Source organism: Rheinheimera sediminis, assembly GCF_004005375.1.
GTDB lineage: Bacteria > Pseudomonadota > Gammaproteobacteria > Enterobacterales > Alteromonadaceae > Pararheinheimera.
In genome coordinates this window covers 133,825-148,333 of the sequence record NZ_RZUF01000005.1, presented here as the reverse complement: position 1 = coordinate 148,333, position 14,509 = coordinate 133,825, and the positions used below count along the sequence as shown (strand labels likewise).

The following is a 14,509-nucleotide window of genomic DNA, read 5'->3' as shown; positions in this document are numbered from 1 at the left end:
CCTTTCTACCAGACTGACATGCACAATCCGGCAGAGCTATAGGCGAATAGTCTTAACTAAAAAGACAGCAGCATCTTCAGCGCTATCAGTAATAACACGCAGGCAAACATCTTCTTTAACAAAGCAGCAGGTACTTTCGTAGCCAGCGGCACCCCAATCGGTGCAGCGACCATTGAGCCTATACTCATTCCCAGTACGGCAGGCCAATACACGGCCCCTATCAGATCCGGATGAGCAACAGGAGCTGTTTGCATCATATAGGAAATAGCACCAAACACTGTCACAGGGAAACCAATGGCCACTGAACTGGCTACGGCTTTAGGCATGGCCATAAAACGGCTTAAAAAAGGCACCATCAAAACACCACCCGCAGCGCCGATAAAACTGCCGGTGGCTCCAACTACTGCGGGAAACCAGCGTAATAGTTGATTTGAGGGTGGTGGTTGCAGTTGTGCCGTTTTTAACGAAGCTGGTTTAAGCATTGAAAAAGCCACGTAAAGCAAAAAAGCAGCAAAGATAGACTGTAGCCATAAAGCTGGCAAACGAGTGACCAGCAAGGAACCAAGTACAACGCCGAATAAACTGGCAGGTAACATCAACCTGATCAATGTCCAGTTAATAGTGCCCATTTGCTGATGTACTCGAAGTGACGAAATAGAACCTATAGCGGCAATGACCATAGAACTGCCAAGGGCTATCACAGGCGAAACTTCTGCATTAAAACCTAAAGATGGCAGCATAAAAGTTAAAAAAGGTACTGTGACCAGTGCCATACCTACACCGATCAGGCCCAATAATAATCCGCCTGCTACACCTGCAAAAACAAATAACGTCAGTACCCACAAATCCATAATTTCCCGCTTTAACTAAAAAGGCCTGCTTCTGCAGGCCTTAGATGTACTCATTATTTAGCGCGCATAAGTAGCAGTTAAAGTGGCTTTGCCAATGGCGGTCGCATTCAGCATAAAACCAACCACAGCAGCGCTGGCACCATCAGGTACGCCTAAAGTAGCTTCCGGTAAAGCCCAGACGGTAAACTGATAACGGTGCATACCATGGCCTTCAGGCGGGCAAGCGCCACCAAACTCTTTAATACCATAGTCATTGTTAAAACAGCGGCAGCCTGCTGGTAACAGGCCATTGCCAGCACCCTGAGCTAACGAAGTGATAGCAGCAGGAATATCCAGAACCAGCCAATGCCAGAAACCTGAACCTGTAGGTGCGTCCGGATCAAAGACGGTAATAGCAAAACTTTGAGTACCAACTGGCGCATTCTGCCAATTTAATGCTGGCGACAGGTTAGGGCCATCACAACCAAAACCATTAAATTCAAAAGTTTTTGCCATAAAATGGCCTTCGCTGATGTCCGGGCTGGTCAGCTGAAATACAGTAGATGTCATGGTGTTTCCTTGTGTAAGCATCAAAACAATGGGGATGATTATGGCGTTAGTCTGGGTTTAACAACAGGCAAAATCCAGACTTTTGCGACCAACTTAGTCCGAAGCTCTTTAACTATGTTGCTGTAACCACTGATAAAACATTTGTTTTGGCATAGCACCTGATTGCTGCGCAACCAATTTACCGGCTTTAAACAGCATCAGAGTGGGAATAGATCGAATTTGAAACTGTGCAGCCAGCTGTTGTTGCTGCTCAGTATTTACTTTGGCAAAACGAAATTGCGGCTCTAACTCAACAGCGGCTTGATTAAACACCGGCGCAAAATTCAGGCAAGGCCCACACCAACTGGCCCAAAAATCCACTACCACAGGTAATTCTGACTTTTGGATCTGATTGGCAAAATTTTGCTGGGTTAGCTCTATGGGTTTGCCGGCAAAAAGTGCGTCTTTGCACTGGCCACATTTCGGATGATCGGCAAACTTTTCCGGCTGAACCCGGTTTAAGGTTGAACAGTGAGGACAGGCAATAATCATAACTGACTCCAGATTTGGCTATTGAAGCTAAATATGGGCACTGGAGAGGTTTTCATAGGGGCAGAAACAAGAAACCCGACTTTCGTCGGGTCCTTAATTTAATAAGTCAGAGATTAATCTCTTGGCTTACGTGGTACACGTGGAGCTGCACCTGGACGCGGGCCTGAGCCTGTTTCAGTACGTTCACGACGTGGCGCTGAGCCTGGAGCTGAACCAGAGGTTGAACCGCCAGCTGTTGAGCCAGTATCCACACTGATGTTCAGTTTTTGCTTACGCACATAAACCTTTTTCAGGTGCTGCATAGTTTCAGCCGGGATATTGGCTGGTAATTCTACAGTACTGAAATGATCAAACAGTTTGATGTTACCGATGAACTGGCTATCGATGTTGGCTTCGTTGGCGATAGCGCCAACTATGTCACCAGCGCGCACGCCATGCTCTTTACCCACTTCAATGCGATAATTGGTGTAATCACCTTTTAACTCACGACGTTGACGTGGTGGACGATCGCCACCGCGCTCAGGACGGTCACCTGAACGTTCTGGTCTGTCGCCACGGGAAAATTTATCACGGCCTGAAGACGGAGCACGATCATCACGGTCACGGCTATGTGGTTCACGGATTTCCGGGAACTGGTTCGCTACGTTTAACGGAGAATCTTTTTGCGCCAGATACAACAAGGCTGCAGCCATATCAACATCTGTTGTTTCTAACTTATCACGCCATTCGTTTACCAGATCCTGGAAGAAGCTCAAATTTCTGGCTTCAATAGTCTGAGCTAACTGAGCACGGAAAGACTCAATGCGACGTTGTTCAATGACCTGACCTGTTGGCAGCGACATTTTTTCAATCGGCTGACGAGTCGCATGTTCGATAGTACGCAGTAAACGACGTTCACGTGGTGATACAAACAGGATAGCTTTACCATCACGACCAGCACGACCAGTACGACCGATACGGTGTACATAAGCTTCGCTATCGTATGGAATGTCATAGTTGATAACCAGACTGATACGTTCTACGTCCAGACCACGGGCAGCAACATCTGTAGCCACTATCACATCCAACTGATCAGCCTTTAAACGACGGATTGTCAGTTCGCGGTGAGCCTGGTTCATATCACCATTTAAACAGGCTACAGCATAACCGCGGGCGCCCAGTTTCTCTGCAATTTCTTCAGTCGCACTTTTAGTACGAACGAAAATGATGCTTGCATCATATTCTTCGCCTTCCAGAATACGGGTTAACGCATCCAGCTTCTGGTTATTATCCAGCATCACGTAACGCTGTTGAATACGTTCAACAGTGGACGTTTTTGATTCGATTTTCACTTCATGCGCATTTTTCAAATGCTTCTGAGCGATAGCACGGATCTGGTTTGGCATAGTCGCAGAGAACATAGCCACCTGACGGCCTGGCGGAGTAGCATCCATGATGGTTTGTACATCATCGATAAAACCCATACGCAACATTTCGTCGGCTTCGTCCAGTACTATGGCGCGCAGTTTATCCAGCACTAAAGTGCCACGATCCAAGTGATCCATGATACGACCTGGCGTACCTACAATAACCTGAGAACCACGTTTCAGCGCTTTTAACTGAGTGGTGTAGTTTTGACCGCCGTATAAAGGCAGTACATGGAAAGCTGGCATATAACGGGCATAAGCCTGAAAGGCTTCTGCAACCTGGATAGCCAGTTCGCGGGTTGGAGCCAACACTAAAATTTGTGGATCATTTTGGGCCGGATCTAAACGGGCTAATAAAGGCAGTGCAAATGCAGCTGTTTTACCAGTACCTGTCTGGGCTTGGCCTAGCAAGTCTTCACCAGCCAGTAACTTAGGAATAGCCGCTTCCTGAATTGGAGACGGGTGTTCATAACCAAGTTCTAAAACTGCACGAAGAATAGGTTCCGGCAGCGCTAGCTGGGAAAAAGACATGGACTCGGACATATATTGTATAAACCTCAATAACACGCAGGCGAACGGTTTGTGCTATCGTAGATTTACTGAGCCTGCTTTGCAGTAAAAATACCCAAAAAGGTGCAAGAAGCATTCGCTTTGCACGTTTTAATTCCAGTAGTATAGCCAATCATTTCACTGACAATAGGATGCAGTATGATCGAGATCCTTGTGGGCAGCCAAATGGGCGCTGCAGAATATGCAGCAGAACAAGTAGCTGAAACTTTGGAAAAAGCGGGTTATGAAGTAAAACTTCATCTCACCCCTGATTTAACACTGTTAACCAGAAACAGTATCTGGTTAGTCGTCACTTCGACGTATGGCGCAGGGGATCTGCCCGATAATATCCAACCTTTTGTGGATCAATTAGCACAAGATCAAACAGATCTTACCACAGTTTCGTACGCAGTGATCACTTTAGGTGATTCCAGTTACGATACTTTTTGTCTGGCTGGTAAAAAAATCTCTGAGCTTTTCGATTCTTTAGGCGGCAGATTATTGTTACCAGGACTGAATATCGATGTTTTAACGGCTGAACTGCCTGAAGATCAAGCTTTGGTCTGGCTGCCTGAATTTATCAAAACCCTGCCTTAAACCCCGCTTAGTTATACAGAACAGGATCTTTTACAGTCCGCCACTCAAAGGCCCGTATACAAAGGGCCTGTACTCTTTATAGCCCGATCATGATCCACTTCCATATACAGAGGATCATACTTATGATCCAGTTACACATGGATATCCACAGTTTTAACTAATTTTTAAGTCTAATGTGCATAAGTATAGTTATAACTTATGTAAAAGCTGAAGTTATCCTCTGTGTAACAAATCAGGTTTTATGGTCTGTGTATAAAAGTGCTAGTTAAACACCGCTTGTTCGACTCAGGATCTTGTGTTGATCACAGGATCCGATCCTTTCTAACTGATTGATCTTCAAAACAGATCAAGGGTTACCCACAGAAAAGGCTCTGTATAGTAGTAAACATAATAAAAAGATCTCTTTAAAGATCCTTATATATTATTAGTGATCTTTCCAGGATCGTGATCGAGTTTTAACCATTCCACAAAGCCTAAGATCCAGTTACAATACGCGCCCTTTTTACAGAACTGGTTTTGAGTTCGAGGCTTACTATGCTTTTTCAGGAAACATTTGATGTCATCGTTGTTGGTGGTGGTCACGCCGGCACAGAGGCTGCGCTTGCTGCGGCCCGCATGGGAATGCAAACATTATTGCTGACTCACAACGTTGAGACTTTAGGTCAGATGTCCTGTAACCCAGCCATTGGCGGCATTGGTAAAGGCCATCTGGTGAAAGAAATTGATGCCCTGGGCGGCGTTATGGCAAAAGCAACAGATCGTGCCGGGATCCAATTTAGAACTTTAAATAGTTCCAAAGGCCCTGCCGTCCGCGCAACCCGTGCTCAGGCTGACCGTCAGCTTTATCGTGCAGCTGTACGTTTAGTTCTTGAAAACCAGCCTAATCTGAAGATCTTTCAACAAGCCTGTGATGATTTGATCGTAGAAAATGATCAGGTTTGTGGTGTAGTGACTCAAATGGGTTTGAAATTTAAAGCCAAATCAGTGGTACTGACCGTAGGTACTTTCCTCGGTGGCCAGATCCATATTGGCTTACAAAATTACAGTGGTGGCCGCGCTGGTGATCCACCATCCATAGCTTTAGCGCGACGTCTACGCGAATTGCCTTTCCGTGTAGGTCGTTTAAAAACCGGTACTCCACCTCGTATCGACGCCAGAACCGTTGATTTTTCTGTGATGCAGGCCCAACCTGGTGATAACCCTACTCCAGTGTTTTCGTTTATGGGATCCCACAAGGATCAACCCACTCAGATCCCTTGTCATATCACCTACACCAACGAGCAAACCCACGATATTATTCGTAATGGTTTAGATCGCTCGCCCATGTACACTGGCGTGATTGAAGGCATTGGCCCGAGATATTGCCCTTCAATCGAAGACAAGATCACCCGTTTTGCTGACAAAGATAAACACCAGATCTTTATTGAACCTGAAGGTTTAACCACACACGAACTGTATCCAAACGGCATATCGACCAGCTTGCCTTTTGACGTACAGTTAAACCTTGTGCGGTCAATCAAAGGTTTAGAAAATGCTCACATTACTCGGCCTGGTTATGCCATTGAATATGACTTTTTCGATCCGAGAGACCTAAAAACGTCATTCGAAACTAAATTTATCAAAGGCCTGTTTTTTGCTGGTCAAATTAACGGCACTACAGGTTACGAAGAAGCGGGAGCTCAAGGCTTAATGGCCGGTATGAACGCCGCGCTTTCTGCTCAGGACAAAGACTCCTGGACCCCAAGCCGGGATCAGGCTTATGTCGGTGTATTGGTTGATGATCTAACCACTATGGGTACCAAAGAGCCGTATCGCATGTTCACCAGCCGTGCTGAATACCGTCTGATGTTACGTGAAGACAACGCTGATATTCGTTTAACCGCCAAAGGTCGCGAATTAGGCCTAGTCGACGACGACCGCTGGGCGGCATTTAACCACAAAATTGAACAAATTGAACTGGAACGCCAACGCTTAAAACAGCAGTGGATCCACCCACAACACGCAGCTTTGGCTGAAGTGAACAAGCTGGTGAAAACACCGCTGAGCAAAGAAGCAAGCCTGGAAGATCTAATTCGTCGCCCTGAAGTGAATTATCAGGATCTGATGAAAATCGATTTAGTAGGCCCTGGATTGACAGATCCTGCTGCAGCTGAACAAGTTGAAATTCAGATCAAGTACGAAGGTTATATTAATCGTCAGCAGGATGAGATCTCCAAGCAGGAGCGTAACGAAAATACCCGTTTGCCTGCAAATTTTGATTACAAAGTGGTGAAAGGTTTATCCAACGAAGTGATACTAAAACTAAATCAGGTACAACCTGAAACTATGGGTCAAGCTTCACGTATTTCAGGCATAACGCCTGCTGCTATTTCATTACTGCTGGTGTACCTGAAGAAACAGGGTTTACTGCGCAAATCTGCTTAAGCATTGGGAACAACATGCTGGAAAAATTAAAAAAGCTGGTCGCTCAGACCAGCTTGGTTTTATCTCAACATCAACTAGAACAATTAGTGGCTTATGTTCAGTTATTGGATAAATGGAACAGTGCTTATAATCTGACTTCAGTGCGTGATCCGGAAGAGATGCTGGTGAAACACATCATGGACAGTTTAGCTGTAAGCCCTTTTGTCAGCGGAGAACGCATTATCGATGTAGGCACGGGCCCAGGTTTGCCCGGTATCCCACTTGCGATCGCTTTACCTGACAAACAATTTTACTTGCTGGATAGTCTTGGTAAGCGCATTCGCTTTTTAAATCACGTTAAATTGCAGCTGAAATTACAAAACTTTGAATCTATTCAGAGCCGTGTGGAAGACCATCAACCGGAAACAGGGTATGATGCGGTACTGAGCCGTGCTTTTGCTTCAATGTCGGATATGGTGAACTGGTGTAAGCACCTACCAGCTGCTAATGGCCAGTTTTTAGCCATGAAAGGCGCTTTGGTTCAAGAAGAAATTGCAGCTTTGCCGAATTTTGTTAAAGTTGTCGGCAGTCATCCGTTACAGGTGCCAACACTGAACGCTGAACGTTATCTGGTGGTGTTGGAGAACGTCTAATTTAATTACATTCTTATTGGGGTCCTTGTGGGAAAAGTCATAGCTATTGCAAACCAGAAAGGTGGTGTGGGCAAAACAACCACAGCGGTTAATCTGGCTGCGTCTATGGCCGCAACCAAACGCAAGGTGCTGCTGATTGATTTAGATCCTCAAGGGAATGCCACCATGGGCAGTGGCATAGATAAATATGCTGTGCATGCCAGTGCTTATGAATTGTTGGTGGATGAAAAACCTTTTCATGAAGTTGTGGTGAAGGAAACTGCTGGTGGCTACCACCTGATCGCCGCAAATTCAGATGTAACAGCAGCTGAAGTCAGGTTGATGAATGTTTTCGCACGTGAACTTCGATTACGTAATGCCTTGAAGGAAGCAAGACTGCATTATGATTTTATTTTTATTGATTGCCCGCCTTCCCTCAATATGTTGACGGTGAATGCGATGGCCGCGGCCGATTCTGTGCTGGTGCCTATGCAATGTGAATACTATGCGCTGGAAGGTTTAACCGCTCTGATGGACACCATCAACCAGTTGACGTCCGTGGTGAATGCCGATCTTAAAATTGAAGGTATTCTGCGCACTATGTACGACCCGCGTAATCGCCTGGCCAATGATGTGTCTGAACAGTTGAAACAACATTTTGGTGATAAAGTCTACCGTGCAGTGATCCCACGTAATGTGCGACTGGCGGAAGCGCCGAGTTTTGGTACTCCTGTGATGTATTACGACAAAGGTTCAACAGGGGCCAAGGCTTATCTGGCATTGGCGGGCGAAATTTTACGCCGTGCTGATAAAAAAACCGTAAAAACCTCCATTTCCGCCTAATTAAAAAGCGCCTAATAGACAAGGAATACAACTGAAGATGTCGGTAAAAAAACGTGGCTTAGGCCGGGGCTTAGATGCTTTACTTACGACTAAACCTGTGTCTGAGCAACAGAATGACGCCAACTTTTCTTCAGCCCAACGCAGTGAATTGCAAAAACTACCGATTGAATGGCTCAAGCCAGGTAAATATCAGCCGCGTAAAGACATGTCACAGGATGCGCTGGAAGATTTAGCCAGTTCAATTCGCTCTCAAGGCATTATTCAACCTATTGTTGTGCGCCAAGTGGGGGAAGAATCCTATGAAATCATCGCTGGTGAACGGCGCTGGCGCGCTAGCCAGTTGGCGCAATTGGACGTTATTCCTTGTATTATCAAAGATGTACCTGACGAAGCTGCAGTAGCTATAGCTCTGATTGAAAACATTCAGCGTGAAGATCTGAATGCGATGGAAGAAGCTATTGCTTTGCAGCGTTTGTTATCCGAATTTGAATTGACACATCAGCAAGTGGCTGATGCTGTTGGCAAATCACGCGCCAGTGTGACTAATTTATTGCGCCTGAACCAGTTAAATGATGATGTGAAGTTATTACTGGAACATGGTGATATTGAAATGGGTCATGCCCGTGCTTTATTGGCATTGGATGGTACAGCGCAATCTGATGCTGCCCGCATAGTGGCTGCCAAGCAGATGACAGTGCGAGATACTGAAAATATGGTGCGTCGACTGCTTGAACCAGCTCCTGAAGTGATTCCTAAAATAAAAGATCCTGATGTCAGCTCGCTGGAACAACGCTTAAGTGAACGTTTTGCTGCGCCTGTTGAGATTAATTACAACAAAAAAGGCAAAGGCAATCTGGTGATTTCATACAGCAGTTTAGATGAGCTCGAGGGCATATTAAGCAAATTGCAGACTCAGGATTCTGAATCCTAGACTGTAATTTTTCACTATCTCAGACAAAAAGTTGAGTAATCCCGCTTTTTCTTGCAAAAAAAAGGCAGATAAGTATACTTGCGACGGCATTTTAACCGTGGTTTACAGATGGTTCAGACTGAACAAATTACAGTGGCTTCACATCAACAGAATAAGAAGCAAGCCTATAAATTTGTTGTTTTTCAGCTGGCTCTGACGTTTTTGATCGCTGCTTGTTTCTTTTATTCTGGCGAGCTCGAAGCGAAATCAGCCTTAAAAGGCGGACTAATTGCTGTTATTGCTAATGTAGTATTTGTTTTTTTATCGTTTAAAGTGGATGCGTCACAAAACCAAGAATTGGCCAGGCAAATGATGCAAAAGGCCGTATCGCTGAAAACGATGATTAGTATTTTATTATTTGCAGCTGTTTTAAGTGGTTCGGCCATCGAAGCCGCACCTTTTTTGTTGTCCTACTCTATAGTAGTGATGCTGCAGTTTTGTACAGCTTTCTTTTTTAAACATTAACTATTGGGACTAAAAATGGCAGCAGGCGAAGAGATTACTCTCACCGGTCATATTCAGCACCACCTTACTAATGCAAAAATGTGTACTGTCGATGGCAGTGTCGCATTTAATAAAGCATGTAGTGAGGCTGGCTTCTGGACTTGGCACATTGATACCTTGGCATGGTCTATTGGCTTAGGTTTGCTTTTTTTGTTTTTATTCAAAAGAGCAGCGAGCAAAGCCACTGTGGGCGTACCTGGTAAATTCCAGTGTTTTATCGAAATGGTTGTTGAATTTGTAGCCAACAACGTGAAAGACACTTACCACGGCAAAAGCAAACTTATTGCTCCACTAGCCCTGACGATTTTCGTTTGGGTGTTCTTAATGAACTTGATGGACTTAATCCCTGTTGATTTCCTTCCTGCATTTGCCGGTTATGTCGGTGAAGCTGGTTTTGGTGTCGACTCTCATGACGTGTACATGAAGATAGTACCAACCACAGATATCAATATGACAGCAGCTCTGGCTATTGGCGTATTTTTACTGATGATTGGTTACTCCATCAGAATTAAAGGTGTGACAGGTTTTGTTAAAGAATTAACTCTGCACCCTTTCCACGCTTCAAACGTGTTCGTGCAGGCGTTGTTAGTACCATTCAACCTGTTGTTAGAACTGATTGCATTAGTAGCTAAACCATTCTCGCTGGCACTGCGTCTGTTCGGTAACCTGTATGCCGGCGAGCTGATCTTTATTTTGATCGGTGCTGTAGGTCTGATGCAGTTACCACTGCACTTTATCTGGGCTGTATTCCACATCCTGGTTATTGTGTTACAAGCTTTCGTATTTATGATGCTGACCATTGTTTACCTGAGCATGGCTAGCGCTGACAATCACTAGAAGATTTCGCTTTAACTTTAACAATTGAAACTTTGGAGAAAAAAATGGAACTAGTATTAGGTTTAAAATATATCGCTGTTGCTCTGCTGATCGGTTTCGGTGCTATCGGCACTGCAATTGGTTTCGGTAACATGGGTGGTAAGTTCTTAGAAGCTTGTGCCCGTCAGCCAGAGTTAGCTCCTTCACTGCAAGTTAAAATGTTTATCCTTGCAGGTCTGATCGATGCGGTAGCGATGATCGGTGTTGGTATTGCGATGGTGTTGTTGTTCGTTCTGTAATTCAAAACACTCATTTTTTAATGAACAACAACTTTAATAGGAGGAGGGGTCGTGAATCTTAACGCCACTCTACTCGGAGAGTTAATAGCTTTCGCAGTGTTCGTGCTGTTCTGCATGAAGTTTGTATGGCCACCATTGATTGGTGCTATAGAAGCTCGTCAGCAAAAAATTGCTGACGGTTTAGCAGCCTCTGACCGTGCTGAACAAGACTTACGTCTGGTTCAGGACAAGGTTAAGCAGCAATTAGCTGAAGCCAAAACACAGGCTTCTGCATTAATTGATCAAGCTAAAAAGCGTGAACAACAAATTATTGATGAAGCTTCTGTTAAAGCTCAGTCTGAGCGCGAGAAAATTCTTGCTCAGGCTAAAGCCGAAATCGACGCTGAACGTATTAAAGCCAGAGAAGAATTACGCAAGCAGGTTGCAGTGTTAGCTGTAGCTGGTGCTGAAAAAATTCTTCAGCGTTCTATTGATGCAGCTGCACACAGCGACATCCTGGATAAACTGGTCGCAGAACTTTAATGAGGGTGAGCCATGTCTAAACTGACTATCGTTGCTCGTCCTTATGCTAAAGCAGCCTTTGACGTTGCTGTAGAACAAAAAGCATTGGATTCATGGGCCACCATGTTGTTTTTCGCAGCTGAAGTTGCAAAAACCACTGAAGTAGCTTCACGGTTACATGCTTTAGGTTCTTCAGAAAAGCAAGCTGACTTTTTTATCAAAGTATGCGCAGAACAGCTGAATAGTTCGGGCCAAAACCTGATCCGGATCATGGCTGAAAACCACCGTTTGGTTGCTTTGCCTGAAGTCTTCGACGCCTTTATTCAGTTAAAAGCTGAATATGAAAAAGAAGCCACTGTAGAAGTGGTTTCTGCGACCGAATTAGACGCAGCTCAGCAAGCCAAACTGGTTGAAGCTTTATCGCAACGTTTAGCACGTAAAGTAAAATTGAACTGCAGTGTAGATCCGGCCGTCGTTGGCGGTATGGTTATCAAATCCGGTGATATGGTTATTGATGGCTCGGTTCGTGGCAAATTACATCGTTTAGCTACTGCACTGCAGTCATAATTGGGGATTAGAGCATGCAACTGAATTCCACTGAAATTTCTGAACTGATCAAAAAACGTATTGAGCAGTTTGAGGTTGTCAGTGAAGCTCGCAACGAAGGTACTATAGTCGCAGTTACAGACGGTATTATTCGTATCAATGGCCTTGCTGATTGTATGCAGGGTGAGATGATTGAGCTTCCAGGCAACCGTTACGCTATCGCATTAAACCTTGAGCGCGACTCAGTAGGTGCTGTAGTTATGGGTCCATATGCGGACCTGCGTGAAGGTACAAAAGTTAAATCTACTGGCCGTATCCTTGAAGTACCAGTTGGCCCAGGCTTATTAGGCCGTGTGGTCAACACTTTAGGTGAGCCAATCGACGGTAAAGGCCCAATCGATGCTGCTGGTTTTGCACCAGTAGAAAAAATCGCTCCGGGCGTTATCGATCGTCGTTCAGTAGACCAACCTCTGCAAACTGGTTACAAGTCAGTTGACTCCATGATCCCAATCGGTCGTGGTCAGCGTGAATTGTTAATCGGTGACCGTCAGACGGGTAAAACGGCTTTAGCTATCGATGCCATCATCAACCAGAAAACTTCTGGCGTGAAATGTATCTATGTCGCTATCGGCCAAAAAGCTTCTACTATCGCTAACGTAGTACGTAAACTGGAAGAGCATAACGCTCTGGCCCACACTATTGTTGTTGTAGCTTCAGCTTCTGAAGCGGCTGCACTGCAATTCCTGGCGCCATACTCTGGTTGTACTATGGGTGAATACTTCCGTGACCGCGGTGAAGATGCACTGATCGTATACGATGACTTGTCTAAACAAGCCGTTGCTTACCGTCAAATCTCTCTGTTGTTACGTCGTCCACCAGGCCGTGAAGCTTACCCAGGTGACGTATTCTATCTCCACAGCCGTCTGTTAGAGCGCGCATCTCGTGTCAACGAACATTATGTTGAGCGTTTAACTAACGGTGAAGTGAAAGGCAAAACTGGTTCATTAACTGCACTGCCAATCATCGAAACTCAGGCTGGCGACGTTTCTGCGTTCGTTCCAACCAACGTAATTTCGATCACTGACGGTCAGATCTTCTTAGAATCTGGTTTATTCAACGCCGGTATCCGTCCAGCTGTAAACGCTGGTATCTCGGTATCTCGTGTTGGTGGTGCTGCTCAAACCAAAATCATCAAAAAGCTGGGTGGCGGTATCCGTTTAGCCTTAGCTCAGTACTCTGAACTGGCTGCGTTCGCTCAGTTCGCTTCTGACCTGGATGACGCGACTCGTGCGCAGTTAGACCACGGCCAGAAAGTTACTGAACTGATGAAACAGTTACAATACGCGCCAATGGGCGTAGCTGACATGGGTGTGTCTATTTTCGCTATCGAAAAAGGCTACATGAAAGACATCGAAGTTGCCAAAATCCTTGATTTTGAAGCTGCTTTAATTGCTTACATGCACTCAGAGCACGCAGCGTTTATGGCTGATCTGAACAAAACCGGTAACTACAACGACCAAATCGAAGCGACATTAAAAGGCGCTATTGAGAAGTTTAAAGCAACTCAGACTTGGTAAACATATCGGGTGCGGGTAACCGCACCCGGTCGTTGAAACTTTCGGAGATTAGTCATGGCCGGCGCAAAAGAGATAAAAAGTAAGATCGGGAGTATTAACAATACTCGTAAGATCACCAGCGCAATGGAAAAGGTAGCAGTCAGCAAAATGCGCAGAGCGCAAGAGCGGGTTGCACAAAGCCGTCCATACGCTGAAGGTATGCGCAAAGTGATCGGCAATATTGCAAACGGCAGCATTGAATACCGTCATCCGTATTTAACGGAACGTCCGGTGAAAAGTGTTGGCTACATTGTGATATCGACAGACCGTGGCCTTTGCGGCGGCTTAAATACCAATGAGTTCAAACGTATTGCTCTGGACATGAAAAGCTGGAAAGAGCAGGGAGCCCAGGCTCAAATTGCGGTGATCGGCAACAAAGCTACAGCGTTTTTCAAACGTTTTGGCGGCAAAGTGCTGGCACAACAAGCTGGAGCTGGTGACACCCCACGTTTGGCTGATGTGATTGGTTCGGTTCAGGTGATGCTTAAAGCATACGAAGAAGGCCGTATTGACCGTTTGTTCCTGGTCTACAACAAGTTTGTAAATACCATGAAACAAGAGCCAGTGATCGAACAACTCTTACCTTTGCCAAAAGCAGACGTAGCAGCGAAAAGCCATAGCTGGGATTACATTTACGAACCGGATCCAAAGGTGATTTTAGACAAATTACTGAGCCGTTACGTGGAGTCTCAGGTGTACCAGGGTGTAGTTGAAAACGGCGCCAGCGAACAAGCTGCCCGTATGGTTGCGATGAAAGCCGCAACAGACAACGCTGGTAGCTTAATGGATGACCTGAAGTTGGTTTACAACAAAGCACGTCAAGCAGCTATTACCCAGGAACTGAGCGAAATCGTCGGTGGGGCCGCTGCCGTTTAAGGCTAAGGTTACAGAAATTA

The 14,509-nt window shown here is 45.4% G+C and carries 16 protein-coding genes; 12 read left to right on the top strand and 4 right to left on the bottom strand.

The genetic code is table 11. From position 1 onward, the window contains the following. Window positions 1-56: 56 nt before the first annotated feature. From EMM73_RS04835 to EMM73_RS04820, 4 genes are all read right to left on the bottom strand, one after another. Window positions 57-851 carry a sulfite exporter TauE/SafE family protein gene (locus EMM73_RS04835; protein ID WP_127685326.1) on the bottom strand — a complete coding sequence of 265 codons (795 nt, stop codon included), beginning with the start codon at window positions 849-851 and terminating at the stop codon, window positions 57-59. A 57-nt stretch (window positions 852-908) separates the two neighbouring features. Then, a complete protein-coding gene (locus EMM73_RS04830) occupies window positions 909-1,400 on the bottom strand; it encodes a YbhB/YbcL family Raf kinase inhibitor-like protein (protein WP_127685325.1) in 492 nt (163 codons plus the stop codon). 108 nt (window positions 1,401-1,508) lie between these two features. Then, window positions 1,509-1,931: a thioredoxin TrxC gene (gene trxC / locus EMM73_RS04825; RefSeq protein WP_127685324.1), complete on the bottom strand. Its 423-nt coding sequence runs from the start codon at window positions 1,929-1,931 to the stop codon at window positions 1,509-1,511. A gap of 113 nt (window positions 1,932-2,044) precedes the next feature. Beyond that, entirely contained in the window at window positions 2,045-3,880 is a 1,836-nt protein-coding gene (locus EMM73_RS04820) for a DEAD/DEAH box helicase (protein WP_186435132.1), read from the bottom strand. 165 nt (window positions 3,881-4,045) lie between these two features. Here EMM73_RS04820 and mioC point away from each other — a divergent pair, with 165 nt between their 5' ends. The 12 genes from mioC to atpG all read left to right on the top strand — a co-directional run bounded on the left by mioC (window position 4,046) and on the right by atpG (window position 14,489). Further along, entirely contained in the window at window positions 4,046-4,483 is a 438-nt protein-coding gene (gene mioC / locus EMM73_RS04815; protein ID WP_127685323.1) for an FMN-binding protein MioC, read from the top strand. A gap of 534 nt (window positions 4,484-5,017) precedes the next feature. Continuing rightward, complete coding sequence (gene mnmG, locus EMM73_RS04810; protein ID WP_127685322.1) at window positions 5,018-6,907, top strand: tRNA uridine-5-carboxymethylaminomethyl(34) synthesis enzyme MnmG; 1,890 nt, start codon at window positions 5,018-5,020, stop codon at window positions 6,905-6,907. A gap of 14 nt (window positions 6,908-6,921) precedes the next feature. Then, window positions 6,922-7,539: a 16S rRNA (guanine(527)-N(7))-methyltransferase RsmG gene (gene rsmG / locus EMM73_RS04805; RefSeq protein ID WP_127685321.1), complete on the top strand. Its 618-nt coding sequence runs from the start codon at window positions 6,922-6,924 to the stop codon at window positions 7,537-7,539. 27 nt (window positions 7,540-7,566) lie between these two features. Next, the gene (locus EMM73_RS04800) at window positions 7,567-8,361 is read left to right on the top strand and encodes a ParA family protein (RefSeq protein ID WP_127685320.1); all 795 of its coding nucleotides are present in this window, start codon (window positions 7,567-7,569) and stop codon (window positions 8,359-8,361) included. A 37-nt stretch (window positions 8,362-8,398) separates the two neighbouring features. Beyond that, window positions 8,399-9,292, top strand: coding sequence for a ParB/RepB/Spo0J family partition protein (locus EMM73_RS04795; protein ID WP_127685319.1), 894 nt, complete (start codon window positions 8,399-8,401; stop codon window positions 9,290-9,292). Window positions 9,293-9,424: 132 nt separating this feature from the next. After that, a complete protein-coding gene (locus tag EMM73_RS04790) occupies window positions 9,425-9,796 on the top strand; it encodes an ATP synthase subunit I (protein ID WP_186435131.1) in 372 nt (123 codons plus the stop codon). A gap of 15 nt (window positions 9,797-9,811) precedes the next feature. Then, on the top strand, window positions 9,812-10,672 hold the full coding sequence (atpB, locus tag EMM73_RS04785; RefSeq protein WP_127685317.1) for a F0F1 ATP synthase subunit A: 861 nt from the start codon (window positions 9,812-9,814) through the stop codon (window positions 10,670-10,672). Between the two features lie 44 nt (window positions 10,673-10,716). After that, window positions 10,717-10,950 carry a F0F1 ATP synthase subunit C gene (gene atpE / locus EMM73_RS04780; RefSeq protein ID WP_004335261.1) on the top strand — a complete coding sequence of 78 codons (234 nt, stop codon included), beginning with the start codon at window positions 10,717-10,719 and terminating at the stop codon, window positions 10,948-10,950. A 51-nt stretch (window positions 10,951-11,001) separates the two neighbouring features. Next, window positions 11,002-11,472, top strand: a complete 471-nt coding sequence (gene atpF, locus EMM73_RS04775) for a F0F1 ATP synthase subunit B (protein ID WP_127685316.1) — start codon at window positions 11,002-11,004, stop codon at window positions 11,470-11,472. A 12-nt stretch (window positions 11,473-11,484) separates the two neighbouring features. Continuing rightward, entirely contained in the window at window positions 11,485-12,018 is a 534-nt protein-coding gene (gene atpH / locus EMM73_RS04770; RefSeq protein ID WP_008897149.1) for a F0F1 ATP synthase subunit delta, read from the top strand. Window positions 12,019-12,032: 14 nt separating this feature from the next. Next, on the top strand, window positions 12,033-13,574 hold the full coding sequence (atpA, locus tag EMM73_RS04765) for a F0F1 ATP synthase subunit alpha (RefSeq protein WP_053423948.1): 1,542 nt from the start codon (window positions 12,033-12,035) through the stop codon (window positions 13,572-13,574). Between the two features lie 54 nt (window positions 13,575-13,628). After that, a complete protein-coding gene (atpG, locus tag EMM73_RS04760; protein WP_127685315.1) occupies window positions 13,629-14,489 on the top strand; it encodes a F0F1 ATP synthase subunit gamma in 861 nt (286 codons plus the stop codon). The last annotated feature ends 20 nt before the right edge of the window (window positions 14,490-14,509 follow it).

Bases quoted from the DNA above. Each gene is read 5' to 3' on its own strand.
- EMM73_RS04835 (WP_127685326.1), bottom strand. From the start codon at position 851: ATGGATTTGTGGGTACTGACGTTATTTGTTTTTGCAGGTGTAGCAGGC.
- EMM73_RS04830 (WP_127685325.1), bottom strand. From the start codon at position 1,400: ATGACATCTACTGTATTTCAGCTGACCAGCCCGGACATCAGCGAAGGC.
- trxC (WP_127685324.1), bottom strand. From the start codon at position 1,931: ATGATTATTGCCTGTCCTCACTGTTCAACCTTAAACCGGGTTCAGCCG.
- EMM73_RS04820 (WP_186435132.1), bottom strand. From the start codon at position 3,880: ATGTCCGAGTCCATGTCTTTTTCCCAGCTAGCGCTGCCGGAACCTATT.
- mioC (WP_127685323.1), top strand. From the start codon at position 4,046: ATGATCGAGATCCTTGTGGGCAGCCAAATGGGCGCTGCAGAATATGCA.
- mnmG (WP_127685322.1), top strand. From the start codon at position 5,018: ATGCTTTTTCAGGAAACATTTGATGTCATCGTTGTTGGTGGTGGTCAC.
- rsmG (WP_127685321.1), top strand. From the start codon at position 6,922: ATGCTGGAAAAATTAAAAAAGCTGGTCGCTCAGACCAGCTTGGTTTTA.
- EMM73_RS04795 (WP_127685319.1), top strand. From the start codon at position 8,399: ATGTCGGTAAAAAAACGTGGCTTAGGCCGGGGCTTAGATGCTTTACTT.
- atpB (WP_127685317.1), top strand. From the start codon at position 9,812: ATGGCAGCAGGCGAAGAGATTACTCTCACCGGTCATATTCAGCACCAC.
- atpE (WP_004335261.1), top strand. From the start codon at position 10,717: ATGGAACTAGTATTAGGTTTAAAATATATCGCTGTTGCTCTGCTGATC.
- atpH (WP_008897149.1), top strand. From the start codon at position 11,485: ATGTCTAAACTGACTATCGTTGCTCGTCCTTATGCTAAAGCAGCCTTT.
- atpA (WP_053423948.1), top strand. From the start codon at position 12,033: ATGCAACTGAATTCCACTGAAATTTCTGAACTGATCAAAAAACGTATT.
- atpG (WP_127685315.1), top strand. From the start codon at position 13,629: ATGGCCGGCGCAAAAGAGATAAAAAGTAAGATCGGGAGTATTAACAAT.